The following is a 13,064-nucleotide window of genomic DNA, read 5'->3' on the forward strand; positions in this document are numbered from 1 at the left end:
AGACGCTCCCAATAGCGGAGCTCGTAGGTTCAAAAAATCGACGTTAAGCGCTGCCGAGGCGACGATAGTTCCTCCGGGACTACTGCCGCAGGGTTTAATCGCGCCGTTTTTACAGCCGGCCAGCTACTTCCGGTCTGCCATCAACTTCAGACATGTCGCTACACTGCGCTAACTGACGCGATGGGACATCACCGGAAGTCGCAGGCAGTGAGTTCCTCGAGCAGTGCCTTCGCTTCCTTCAAATCGCGGGTATCGAAGCCTTCGGTGAACCAGCCGTAGATAGGCGCGAGCAGCTCGTGCGCCTCATTCCGCTTGCCTCGATCACGCCAGAGCCGCGCTATGCTCATCGCGACGCGCAACTCGAACGACTTTGCCCGCTGCTTGCGGGCGAGTTCGAGCGCTTGAACAAGGCTTGCTTCCGCTTCCATCGATGCTTCGACAAGCAATCGAAGTTCACCTTCAATTCTGAGCACGTCGGCGTGCCAGAGATATTCGCCTGTTTCGGCTATCAGCTCAGTGGCTTTTCTGATCGTGCTCAGGCCACCCTGCATATCTCCTGCGCGTGCTTGCAGGACCGCAAGGAGTGAATGGTAGTGCGGAGAATGAAAGCGAACCTGTTGTTCGGCGGCATGTATTCCCTGTTTCATCAGGGCAATGCCGTCTTCCAGCTGTTCTGCACACCCGATCGCCCAACCGCGTAGTATTTGACCGCAACTAACAGCCCAGAGTGGCACGCGCGATCCAAGTAGTGCGTTCAGGTCTTCAACGTCGCTCTTGACGTCGGCCATCTTGCCGAGCAACACAGACAACTGCGCGCCAGCATAGATGCCAACTATGCCGCTCGTATTCGCGTGGTTTGCGTCGAGGGCGTGCTTAATTGCCTTTTGGCGTGCTGCGATCGCCTGGTCGGGGTATCCCAAGGCCCACAGGCTCAATGCCAGATAGGCGAGGCCCGATGCGTGCGGATCAGCCAGGTAAAGCGCCGAAAGAGCTTGGTCCGTTTCGACCCTGTCGATTACAAGGATCTGTTCCAACTGTGCCTTCGCGGCCTCGAACTCGCCGAGTTCAAGCAGTGACGCGCCCATAGCGCGGTGCGCAATCAATCGCGCCACGCGGTCGCCAGTGTGCGCGGCCAGCGATTGGCAGCGCTCCGAATACTCGAGTGCCTTGGGGATCCTGCCGCTTGCTATGCAATAGCCATACTGGCCGTAGAGGCTCGGCAATAGGTGTTGCATGTCGCCTAATTCTTCACACAAGGCAATCGCACGATCGCGCGCAGCTCCGACGAGGGGGTTACCATACCCATGCTGAGCCGCCAGAGGCGTGCCCAAAGCGAGCTGGAAGTCGAGTTCCTGCTGGTCCTTCTGGGTCGAATGCGGCAGCGTCATCAACATCTCGAGGCCCCGTCTGAGATGACGCACGGCCTCCTGGTCGGCGGAGCGCTCTGCCGAACGCCGCCCAGCCTTCAGCCAGTATGAAATGGCGATCTCTGCCTGTCCGGCCTCCGTGAAATGGTGCGCCAACAGCTCGGGTTCGATGCTGGCACGCTCGGGAAAGAGCTGTTCGAGCGCATTGGCAATGCGTCCATGTAGCTTGTGACGGGCTCGCCGCAGCAGCGTGCCGTAGGCCGCATCCTGCACCAAGGCGTGCTTAAAGCTGTATTCCGCGTCTGGTGGCATTCCGCGCCGGAAAATCAGTTCGGCAGATACCAACTGATCCAGCGCTTCATCCAGCTCAGCTGAGCTCCGCTGCGCTACGGCTCGTAGTAGTTCGTAGGAGAACTCCCGACCGATGGCCGCGCCCACCTGCGCCACCTCTTTGGCCGGTGAACCGAGCCGATCAAGACGCGCCATCAGCGAGGCATGCAGAGTGGCTGGAATGGCAAGCGCCGTCCTCGAGACACGCGAGAAGGTTCCGGCCACTCGGTCATCCGCCTCAAGCACCGCCTTCGTCAGCTCTTCGAGGAAGAGCGGCACCCCATCCGTGCGCTCGACAATCTCTGAAACAACATCGCTTCCTAGCGTCCCCTCGCCGATAACCTGCTGAACCAACGCAGCGCCCTCGCGTCGGTCAAGCCGACTAAGGGACAGCATTGTGACGTGCGCCTGCCCGGCCCAGATCCGCTCGAACTCGGGACGGAATGTAATAAGGAGCAACACCGGTAGATGCTGGACCCGCTCGACTACAAGGTCGAGCAGCTCGCGCGAGCTGGGATCGATCCAGTGCACGTCCTCAAAGAGCATCAACACCGGTCGTTGCTGCGCTAAACCGTGGAGCTGCCGAAGCAGCGCCTCGAAAGTTTTTTCCTTTTTGCCCCTGGGCGTTAGCTGAAGAGGCAGAAAATGGCCTTTGAAAGGGATCGATAGCAGCTCAGCCAGCAAGGCTTGATCCTCTAGCGACGGTGAGGCCGGCTCTAACAGCGCGGCCAATTTGTCAAGCTGCGCCTCGGGCGTATCTTCGCGCAAAAATCCGGCGGCGCGCTCCAGCTGCGTGACAATCGGAAGGAACGCACTGTCGACGCGCTGCGGCGAGCAAAAGTACCTAAGGCGGGCGTGCAGCTCGGTTTGAAGTCGCTCCTGGAGCGCCGCTAACAACCGCGACTTGCCGATACCTGGCTCGCCAGCAAGCAGCACGACCTGGCCTTCACCGCTCGCCGCCCGCCGCCATCGCCGCAGCAGCAAATCGAGTTCTTCTTGCCGTCCGACTAGCTCGGTCAGCCCACTTCCGTGGAGCGCCTCGAAGCGGCTTTCCACCGAACTCACTTGTAGCACTGCCCAGGCTCGCGCCGGCGCATCGATGCCCTTGAGCTCCTGCAATCCGAGGTCCGCCAAATCGAACAGGTTCCCAAGCAGTCTCCGCGTGCTCTCAGCTATGACCATCGCGTTCGGTTTGGCTACACTCTGTAGCCGTGCAGCAAGATTTGGGGTCTCGCCGACGATCGCCTGCTCCTGTGCCGATCCCGTGCCGATCAAGTCGCCGACAACGACCAGGCCCGTCGCGATACCGATGCGGATTTGCAGCGGAACTGAAAACTCGAGCGCACCAACCGTGCCAATCGCTTCCAATCCTGCGCGAACGGCTCGCTCAGCGTCGTCCTCGTGAGCCTGCGGGTAGCCGAAATAGATCAGCACGCCGTCGCCCATATACTTCGCAACGAAGCCCCCGAAGCGGCGCACCGTATCGGCGACGCACGTTTGATACGCCAAAATGATCTCGCGCAGGTCTTCTGGGTCCATACGTGTCGAGAGCGACGTCGAACCGACCAGGTCCGAGAACATCACGGTGACCTGGCGGCGCTCAGCGGTGTCGTTGGCGGTTTTGCAGGTTGCCGAAGGAGCGTCGGACAGGGGCGCCGGTGTGCCCGATTCAGCACTCAAGGCAGCGATGGCATCGAGCAGCTTGCGGCGGTGCCCGACAATTCCGACACCAAGGTCCTTCAAGTCCTCCGCCGTCAGGTTCGGCAGGACCGTATCGTCGATCTGATTCTCGCGGAATGCCGCCTCATATTGTTCGAGGCCAAGCCTCCGCAGCCAACCTCCGAGGTCCATGACGGCGCCCCAGTTCGCCTAGCGCTCCATCATTCCCCCGGCGAGGCAGCCTGTCTAGGGAAATGGCCGATTTGGGTCAACAGCGCCAGTTTGAGCTTCGCCGATTGGCTTCCGGTGTACCCTACACTTCGGACATATCAACGCGGCGCTCGCAATTGCGAGGGCCAAGACCAGGTTCTCGGCAGCGGCGCCACCATCGTGCTCAAACGGACTATACTAGCGGCAAATCGAGGCCATTTGGTAACGAGATCCAGATGACGGTTTGCGCCTCCGGCGAATGGCGCGACAGATGGCCCTTGCCGTGTGTGTCCTCCACTAGCACGAAGCTCCCCGCCGGTACGTGGCGCACCTCTCCGTCGCTCGTCTCGTATTCAACCGAACCATCCAGCCTAACGCAGAGGTTCGAGTGGGCGAGCCGATCCGCTCTGCAGGGCGCAACATCGCGAGGGCAAGCAATCGTCGCCACACCGCCAATTTCGGATTATTCGATTATTGATTTATCGCACTGTTTTGCCCGACGCGTCAAACGCTTTCGTCGACACCCGCGAATGCAAAGCGGAAGCGCCGGCCCAACTCCGTCCGCCTGTCATTGCGAGCGCCGCGAAGCAATCCGGAGTCCCGCCCTCACCCACGTCTACTGTGCATGGGGTTGTTTTGCGGATTCCGAGTGCGCCCTCCCGCTTCGCCAACGAAAAGCCCGGCCTCGCGAGCGAGGCCGGGCCATTCAGTCCGACAGCTCGAGCTTGAGGATCAGCCGCGGGTGCGCGAGCGGATCATGAAGCTGTCGTAGGTATATTCGGCGACCTGCCACCACAGGTATTCGTCGGAGCGGTAGGCCTGCATGGCGTCGATCGACTTCTTGAAGTCGGCGTTCTTGCCCGAGATCTCACCCCACAGCTCGTTGGTCGCCTTGAGGCAGGCCTCGAGCACTTCGTTGGTGAAGGGACGGAGCTGGGTGCCGCCGGCCACCAGACGCTTCAACGCCGACGGGTTCTGCATGTCGTAGCGCGCGGCCATCCAGCTGTTGGCGTTGGCCGTGGCGTTGGTGAGGATCGCCTGGTAGTTCTTCGGCAGCGAATTCCACTTTTCCAGATTGGCGAAGGCGTGGACCATCGGACCGCCTTCCCAGAAGCCCGGATAATAGTAGTACTTCGCAACCTTGGCGAAGCCGAGCTTTTCGTCATCGTAGGGGCCGACCCACTCGGCCGCGTCGATGGTGCCCTTTTCCAGCGCCGGATAGATGTCGCCGCCGGCGAGCTGCTGCGGCACGACGCCAACCTTCTGGAGCACCTGACCGGCGATGCCGCCGATGCGGAATTTCAGGCCCGAAAGATCCGCAACGGTCTTGATCTCCTTGCGGAACCAGCCGCCCATCTGGGTGCCGGTGTTGCCGCAGGCGAAGCCGATCACGTTCGACTTCTTGAAAAACTCGTTGCCGAGCTGCTCGCCGCCGCCCTGGTACCACCACGAGTTCTGCTGGCGCGCATTGAGGCCGAACGGCACCGAGGCGTAGATCGCCCAGGTCGGGTCCTTGCCGACATAGTAGTAGGAGACGGTGTGGCACATCTCGACCGTGCCGTTCGAGGTCGCGTCGAGCGCCTGGAGGCCGGGGACGATTTCGCCGGCAGCAAACACCTGGATCTGGAATTTGTTGTCGGTCATCTCGGCGACGTACTTCGCCACCTGCTCGCCGCCGCCATAGATGGTATCGAGCGACTTCGGGAAGCTCGACGTCATGCGCCACTTGATCTCGGGCGAGGACTGCGCAATCGCCGGCGAGGCCACCGCGGCGGTCGCCGCCGCGCCTGCTGCCGACACTTTCAGGAAATCACGACGCTTCATCTTCAGGTCTCTCCTTGCTGGGGCGTTTCCCCGAACTTCTTCGTTATGGCCGCTCATTCCGGCGACACGGGTCTGGCCGCGTCAAACCGGTGGGGCTTCGCTGCCGTGGGCCTTTAACACGGAAGCCACCCTCGCGGAACGCGACAATGGCATGACGGGGGGCGACGAAAGTCGCATGTCCCCAAAAGATCAGCTTCGCGCGGCTGCGATGACGCCCTTGAGCTGGTCCCGGACCTGTCCCGCGATGGCGCGATAGATCGCCGCGTGGGGGCCCTCCGGCTCGCTGTCCACGACGGGATTGCCGGCGTCCGAGGTGGCGCGAATCGCCATGTGCAGCGGGATTTCGCCCAGGAACGGGACGCCGAGCTTCTCCGCCTCATGGCGCGCCCCGCCATGCCCGAAGATGTCCGATTTCGTGCCGCAATGCGGGCACTGGAAATAGCTCATGTTCTCGACAATACCGAGCACGGGCACGTTGACTTTCTTGAACATGGCAAGCCCCCGGCGGGCGTCGATCAGGGACAGATCCTGCGGGGTCGAGACGATGACGGCGCCCTTCAGCGGCACGTTCTGCGCCAGCGTCAGCTGGGCATCGCCCGTCCCCGGCGGCATGTCGACGACGAGCACGTCGAGCGTGCCCCATGCAACATCGCGCAGCATCTGCGTCACCGCCGACATCACCATCGGTCCGCGCCAGATCATCGCGGTCTCTTCCTCGACCAGGAAGCCGATCGACATGATGGCAAGGCCAAAGCGGCGGAGCGGAATCATCTTTCGCTCGCCGTCCAATTCCGGCTTCTCGTGCAGGCCCGTCAGCCGCGGCACCGAGGGGCCGTAGATATCGGCATCGAGCAGGCCGACCTTGAGGCCGAGGTCGCGCAGGCCCAGCGCGAGATTAAGCGCGGTGGTCGATTTGCCGACGCCGCCTTTGCCCGAAGCCACCGCGATCACGGCGGCAATGCCCGGAATTTCGGATTGCCGCGCCATCGGCGATTGGGCGCCGCCCTGCGGCGGCGGCTTGTGGGCGTGGACCGGCTGCACGCCGGGCGTGCCGCGGCTCGGCTGCGGGGGCGGCGGCGGCGCGGATCCCGCCTTGCGCTCGGCCGTCAGGGCGACCATCGCCGTGGTGACGCCGGGAATGGCGCGGACGGCGGCCTCGGCCTCAGCACGAACAGTTTCCCAAGCCCGCGCCTCGGCGGCATCGACGTTGATCGAGAAGAAAACCTTGCCGTCGGAGGCGCTGATCGCGCTCAGCACATTGGCATTGGTAAGCGCGACCCCGCGGGGCGACTTGATTTTGGCGAGGCGGTCGAGGACCTGTTGCTGCGTCACGCTCAAAGCGCATCTCCCAGAGAGAGCATGATCCGGAAAAGTGTGAAGCGGTTATCCGACCAGATCATGCTCAAGACATCAGGACGCCCCATTAGAGCGGAAACGGCCAAAAGGCTACTGCCTGCCGATATCGTCAGCCATCTCGGCGGGCGCCGTCCCCTGCTCCTTCGCCGCCTCGTAATTCAGCTCGATCATGACCCCGTTGGGGTCGTGGACGAAGATCTGCCAGAGGTCGCCGCCGGGCACCTGGCGGGAGTCGAATTTCATGCCTTTTGAGGCCAGCCGCTGCTTCATTCCGTCGAAGCCGCGGCTGACGAAAGCGACATGATGGACAACGCCGGAATCCGGCTTTTGCGGCTCGGAAGTCGGGGAAATATCGACGAGGTGCACCACCGGCTTGCCCTCGCTGTACATCCAGGCGCCAGGGAAGGCGAAATCCGGCCGGGGGCCTTTCTCCAGGCCCAGCACGTCCTCGTAGAAGCGGACCGTCTCGGCCAGATTCCGGGTCCGGATGTTGAAATGATCGAGCACGCCAACGCTCACGCCGCCCAAACCCGATGCCATGCTTCGCTCCCTTGTTTTGAAGTCCTTGAGGTCCGCCATCCTAGCACAGGAGGCCGCCAAACGAAGCCGTTGCCCTCTGCCCTCAAGGGTTTATGGTGCGCCCGGTCCGCTCTCAGGCGGAACTTCAGGACCCCGGCTGGCGCCCCCTCGCCCGGCTGCAACCGTAAAACTCAAGCTACGGACACACATATGGCTAAAGTCGCTTTCCTCGGTCTCGGCGTGATGGGCTTCCCCATGGCCGGACACCTCGTGAAAAAAGGAGGCCATGAGGTCACCGTCTACAACCGCACCGCCGCCAAGGCGAAGGAGTGGGCGGACAAGTTCGGCGGCAAGACCGCAGCAACCCCGAAAGCCGCTGCCGAGGGCCAGGATTTCGTGATGTGCTGCGTCGGCAACGACAACGATTTGCGCGCAGTTGCAATCGGCCCCGACGGCGCCTTCGCCGGCATGAAGAAGGGCTCGACCTTCGTCGACCATACCACCGCTTCCGCCGAGGTCGCGCGCGAGCTCGATGCGGCCGCGACCAAGGCCGGCTTCAAGTTCATCGACGCCCCCGTCTCCGGCGGCCAGGCCGGCGCCGAGAACGGCGTGCTGACGGTCATGTGCGGCGGCGCGCAGGACGCCTATGCCGGCGCCGAGCCGATCATCACGGGCGCCTACGCGCGGATGTGCAAACTGCTCGGGCCCGCCGGAAGCGGCCAGCTGACCAAGATGGTCAACCAGATCTGCATCGCCGGCCTCGTGCAGGGCCTCTCCGAGGGTATCCACTTCGCCCAGAAGTCGGGCCTCGACGTCGCCGCCGTGATTGAAACCATCTCCAAGGGCGCGGCGCAGTCGTGGCAGATGGAGAACCGCTACAAGACCATGAACGACGGCAAGTACGATTTCGGATTCGCCGTCGAATGGATGCGCAAAGACCTCTCGATCTCGCTGGCCGAAGCCCGCCGCAACGGCGCCAACCTGCCGGTGACCGCGCTGGTCGACCAGTTCTACTCCGAGGTCGAGAAGATGGGCGGCAAGCGCTGGGATACGTCGAGCCTGCTCGCACGCCTGTCGCGCTGAAAATCGATGAGTTGACCTCGCGTTGTTGATCGCGATCACCGCACTTTTCATTGTCGCCTACGCGGCGATCGCGCTCGAACATCCGATCGGGATCAACAAGAGCGCATCCGCGCTGCTCGGCGCGGGTGTGCTCTGGATGATCTATGGGATCACGACGGGCGACCACGCTCTGGTCGGCCGTCAGCTTGACGATTCCGTCGCCTCAACCGCGCAGATCGTGTTCTTCCTGATCGGCGCTATGACGATCGTCGAGGTAATCGATGCGCATGACGGTTTCGAGGTCATCACCTCCCGCATCAGCACGACCAGCCAGGTCAAGCTGCTATGGCTGGTCGCCTTCGTGGCCTTCTTTCTCAGCTCCATCCTGGATAATCTGACGACCACGATCGTCATGATCTCGCTCATCCAGCGCCTGATCGCTCGGCGCGAGGACCGCCTGCTGTTCGCCTCTCTGATCGTCATCGCCGCCAATGCCGGCGGCGCATGGACCGTGATCGGCGACGTCACGACCACCATGCTGTGGATCGGCGGGCAGATCTCGCCGCTCAACATCATGAGTGCAGTGTTCCTGCCTTCGCTGCTCAACCTGCTCGTGCCGCTGGTAGCGATCAGTCTTGCATTGAAAGGGAAGACCATCGCGCCGCCGCCGAAGGACGGCGATCTACTCGGCGTCGGCCAGGTCGAGCGCAATCTGATGTTCTTTCTTGGGCTCAGCGTACTGATCGCGGTGCCCGCGTTCAAGGCGATCACGCATCTCCCGCCATTCATGGGCGTGCTGTTCGGGCTCGGCCTTATCTGGCTGATCGGCGACATCGTCCATCGAGACAAGGAAGAGCACGTGCGCCGCCCCCTGTCGCTTGCGCACGCACTGACGCAGATCGACATGGGCTCGATCGTGTTCTTCGTCGGCATCCTGCTCGCGGTCGCCTGCCTCGAACATGCGGGCCTGCTGTCGATGCTGGCGAAATGGCTGGACACCACGATCGGCCGCCAGGACGTCATCGTCGTCGTGCTCGGCCTGCTCAGCGCCGTCATCGACAACGTGCCGCTGGTCGCCGCGACCATGGGCATGTACGACCTTGGCCACTACCCGCCGGACAGCTTCCTCTGGGAGTTCATCGCCTATTGCGCCGGCACCGGCGGCTCGATCCTGATCATCGGCTCGGCCGCGGGCGTCGCCGCCATGGGGCTCGAGCGGATCGAGTTCCTCTGGTACGCCCGCCGCATCGCGGTGCCTGCGCTCGCGGGCTACCTGGCCGGCGCCGTTGTCTATGTCGCCCAGCATGCGTGGCTGAATTGAGCAGCGACGGCCGGATCCAGATTAACGACTGGTTAACGTAATTCTTTAGCTCCTTAAGTCACCTCTTAAGGATTTCTTGCCAGAGATAGACAATGCAGAAGGCCCGCGTCCGACGTGGGCAGGAATCGTTGTTGCTTGATGAGTAACCCCGCTGAAAAGCCTGAGGTAGTGCAGCTTCCGGCCGAGCCGGTCAGCGCTCCATCAGCGAGCAGCCGAAGGGCTGCGGCGCAGCGGGTGCGCGAGGCGCGCGATAAGTTAACGTCCACCAGCGGAACCCGGCCGGCCTTCGACGCCGAGCTGTTGCGCCAATATGCACAGACGCGACTGTCGGCCTCCTACGTCGTGATGCTGCTGGTCGTCGCCACCGGCGTGTTGTTCGGGTTGTGGATGCAGCCAATCCCGGCCGCGCTCTGGACCACCGGCATGCTCTGCATCCATGGCGCGATGATCCGCAGCTGTCGCCGTTTCCTGGCTGAGCCTGCTTCGCCCACCGCGACACGCGCCTGGCGGACCCGTTTTGTCGTGCTCGACCTGCTCTACGGCCTGTGCTGGATGGCGATCCTGATCCATCCCGTGCTCGATATGGTCACGGAAACGCTGATGATGTTCCTGATGCTGCTGGTGATCGCAGTATCGAGCATGCTCGCCGCCAATCTGCCGATCGCAGCCCTTGCCGCCACAGCGCCGGTTGCGGTCGCCATGGCGCTGAGCTTCGTGATGACCGGTTCGCTGGACAATTACGTTCTCGGTGCGCTCGCACTCGCCGCCGAAGGCTATTTCGTTCTGCTGGCGCACCGCCTGCACTCCTCGACTTTCGCCACATTGGAGGCGCGCGCCGAGAAGGACGCCCTGATCGGCGAACTCGAACAGGCCAAGGCAATCTCGGATGAAGCACGGCACCGCGCCGAATCCGCCAATGTCGCCAAATCGCGCTTCCTCGCGCAGATGAGCCATGAGCTGCGCACGCCGCTCAACGCCATACTCGGCTTCTCCGAGGTGATGAAGAGCGAGATTTTTGGCGCGCATGCAGTGCCGGTCTACAAGGAATATTCAGCCGACATCCATAATTCCGGCGTGCACCTGCTCAACCTCATCAACGAGATCCTCGATCTGTCGCGGATAGAGGCCGGCCGCTATGAACTGAACGAAGAAGCCGTCTCGCTCGTCGGCATCGTCGCCGACTGCCATCATTTGATGAAGCTGCGCGCCTCGAGCCGCGGCATCACCATCCACGAGGTGTTCGAGCAGGCCATGCCGCGGCTCTGGGCCGACGAGCGCGCCATCCGCCAGGTCGTGCTCAATCTGATCTCCAACTCGATCAAGTTCACTCCACAAGGCGGCGAGATCTGGCTGAAGGCCGGTTGGACCGCTTCGGGTGGACAGTATCTGTCGGTGAAGGATACCGGCTCAGGCATCCCCGAGGACGAAATCCCGGTCGTGCTCGCCTCGTTCGGGCAGGGCTCCAATTCGATCAAATCGGCCGAACAGGGCGCGGGGCTCGGCCTGCCCATCGCAAAGAACTTGATCGACCTGCATGGCGGCTCTTTCACGCTGAAGTCGAAGCTGCGCATCGGCACCGAGGTCATCGTCACCTTCCCGCCGGAGCGGGTCATGAGCGCGCTGGCGCCGCTGTCGGAGGACGCGCCGCCGCTTCAGCCGGAGAGTGCCATGGTTCCTGACGAGAAGCGCAGGCCGCGCCACAAGCCGATCATGAGCGCAGGCACGGGCTCGTAACGAGATGCTTGCAGACATGCCCGACGATCCATCACTATACCCTTATGAGCAAAGAAACGCCGTGCGTCGCCGTCTGCATGATCGATCCCAAAACCAGGCTGTGCTTCGGCTGTGGCCGGACTTTGCCGGAGATCGCGCGCTGGCACGCCATGGAAAGCGCGGAACGGCTCGCCGTGATGGCGCTGCTGCCGGCACGCATGGCGGATGTTGGCCTTGTGCCGATCGCGGTATCGCCGAAGCGCACCTGACTGGCCCGCGTGTCATCGGAGGCGCGCGATGATCCGCTTCCTGCTCGTTTTCGTCATGCTGGCCGGTACCGCTGGTGCTGTCGTCGCCTATGGCGATCCCGACCAGATCGCGCGCGCCAGCCACAGGGTCTCGCACATGTTCCGCGGACCGGCTGCGTCGCTCACGCCAGCGCCCGCCGTGCAGATCCAGCGCGGCCAAGGCGGCGAATTCGCACTGCGCGCCAAGATCAACGGCGTTGCCGCGCCGATGGTGATCGATACCGGCGCGACCTCGGTGGTTTTGACCTGGGAAACCGCGAAAGCGATCGGGCTGCCGCTCGAGATGCTCGAATACGACGTCGACCTCGAGACCGCAGGCGGCCACACCAAGGCGGCGCGGCTCACGATCGACCGCCTCGCCGTCGGCCACCTCGTCGAAAAATCGGTGCCGGCGCTCGTCGTCCAGCGCGGACAGATGAAGACCAATCTGCTCGGCATGAGCTTCCTCGATCGCCTGGAAAGCTGGGGCGTGCGGTCCGACACGCTGATGCTCACCGGCTACCCGGAACTACAAAGCAGCCATCGCCGCTCGCGCACAGCGGTCGATTGAGAACGGGCTGCGGCGCCCTCCCCGCTCAAGTCAATTCAACTGCACTGTGGCGTTTTCGCCATTTACAAACCGCCTAGTCGGTTTATAAACGATCTATTCCCGGATCGGGTTGGACGAGTGCCGCTCCTGCGTGATGGAGCCGGCCAAGTGGGAGATTGAAAGTGATGACTGTGAGAGCCGCCTTACGCCGTGCGACGTGCGCTCTGCCCTTTGCCGTGGCGTTCGCCGCGGGCAATGCCAGCGCAGCCGATCTGTCGCAGCGATACGCCGCGCCGGCCTACACGGCGCCGCAGCCGGTCTACTCCTGGACCGGTCTCTATGCCGGTCTCAACGCCGGCTACGCCGAGAGTGGCGACAATGCTTTCAACAATCTCGTCGGGATAAGCGGCGGCAAGGTCAAGGGCGCGATCGGCGGCGTGCAGATCGGTTACAACTACCAGCTCTCGCCGATGTTCGTGGTCGGCATCGAGAACGATTTCGAAGGTGGAGACATCAAGAACCACGACGCGCTGAACAGTGCTGCGATCAGCCTGCCCTGGTACATGACCGGCCGCGCGCGCGCCGGCATCGCGACGATGGACTCACGACTGCTGTTCTTCGGGACCGCAGGTCTTGCCACCGGCGAATTGAAGGACGGCCCGATCAACAAGATGAAGATGGGCTGGACGGCGGGCGGTGGCGTCGAATGGGCGTTCGCACCGAAATGGTCGGCCAAAGCCGAATATCTCTACACCGAGTTCAAGCATGACAATCTGCCGGACTGGAACGCTGCGAAATTCCACAGCTTCCGCGTCGGCGTAAACTATCATTTCGACCTGTTCCGCTGAGACCGATCGACGAAGAGC

10 protein-coding genes and 1 pseudogene are annotated in these 13,064 nt (G+C 62.7%); 6 read left to right on the forward strand and 5 right to left on the reverse strand.

The annotated features are described in order from the left end of the window. Positions 1–188: 188 nt before the first annotated feature. The 5 genes and pseudogenes from ACWAT4_RS24995 to ACWAT4_RS25015 form a co-directional block, all read right to left on the reverse strand. Complete coding sequence (locus ACWAT4_RS24995) at positions 189–3,548, reverse strand: adenylate/guanylate cyclase domain-containing protein (RefSeq protein WP_449728309.1); 3,360 nt, start codon at positions 3,546–3,548, stop codon at positions 189–191. A 211-nt stretch (positions 3,549–3,759) separates the two neighbouring features. Next, positions 3,760–3,948, reverse strand: a pseudogene (locus tag ACWAT4_RS25000) (cupin domain-containing protein); the annotation flags it as partial. Between the two features lie 350 nt (positions 3,949–4,298). Then, entirely contained in the window at positions 4,299–5,390 is a 1,092-nt protein-coding gene (locus ACWAT4_RS25005; RefSeq protein WP_212302491.1) for a TRAP transporter substrate-binding protein, read from the reverse strand. A 189-nt stretch (positions 5,391–5,579) separates the two neighbouring features. Next, entirely contained in the window at positions 5,580–6,728 is a 1,149-nt protein-coding gene (locus ACWAT4_RS25010) for an Mrp/NBP35 family ATP-binding protein (RefSeq protein ID WP_449728310.1), read from the reverse strand. A 108-nt stretch (positions 6,729–6,836) separates the two neighbouring features. After that, complete coding sequence (locus ACWAT4_RS25015) at positions 6,837–7,286, reverse strand: VOC family protein (RefSeq protein ID WP_249154316.1); 450 nt, start codon at positions 7,284–7,286, stop codon at positions 6,837–6,839. A gap of 189 nt (positions 7,287–7,475) precedes the next feature. Here ACWAT4_RS25015 and ACWAT4_RS25020 point away from each other — a divergent pair, with 189 nt between their 5' ends. From ACWAT4_RS25020 to ACWAT4_RS25045, 6 genes are all read left to right on the forward strand, one after another. Then, positions 7,476–8,348, forward strand: a complete 873-nt coding sequence (locus ACWAT4_RS25020; protein ID WP_212302489.1) for an NAD(P)-dependent oxidoreductase — start codon at positions 7,476–7,478, stop codon at positions 8,346–8,348. A 22-nt stretch (positions 8,349–8,370) separates the two neighbouring features. After that, a complete protein-coding gene (nhaD, locus tag ACWAT4_RS25025; protein ID WP_449728311.1) occupies positions 8,371–9,648 on the forward strand; it encodes a sodium:proton antiporter NhaD in 1,278 nt (425 codons plus the stop codon). 138 nt (positions 9,649–9,786) lie between these two features. Next, the gene (locus ACWAT4_RS25030) at positions 9,787–11,382 is read left to right on the forward strand and encodes a sensor histidine kinase (RefSeq protein ID WP_212425667.1); all 1,596 of its coding nucleotides are present in this window, start codon (positions 9,787–9,789) and stop codon (positions 11,380–11,382) included. A 44-nt stretch (positions 11,383–11,426) separates the two neighbouring features. Then, positions 11,427–11,630, forward strand: coding sequence for a DUF1289 domain-containing protein (locus ACWAT4_RS25035; RefSeq protein ID WP_449728312.1), 204 nt, complete (start codon positions 11,427–11,429; stop codon positions 11,628–11,630). Between the two features lie 28 nt (positions 11,631–11,658). After that, positions 11,659–12,219, forward strand: a complete 561-nt coding sequence (locus tag ACWAT4_RS25040) for a TIGR02281 family clan AA aspartic protease (RefSeq protein WP_212302485.1) — start codon at positions 11,659–11,661, stop codon at positions 12,217–12,219. 164 nt (positions 12,220–12,383) lie between these two features. Beyond that, positions 12,384–13,046: an outer membrane protein gene (locus ACWAT4_RS25045; RefSeq protein ID WP_449728313.1), complete on the forward strand. Its 663-nt coding sequence runs from the start codon at positions 12,384–12,386 to the stop codon at positions 13,044–13,046. Positions 13,047–13,064: the final 18 nt, after the last annotated feature.

The sequence above is a fragment of the Bradyrhizobium sp. T-1 genome, assembly GCF_053592855.1.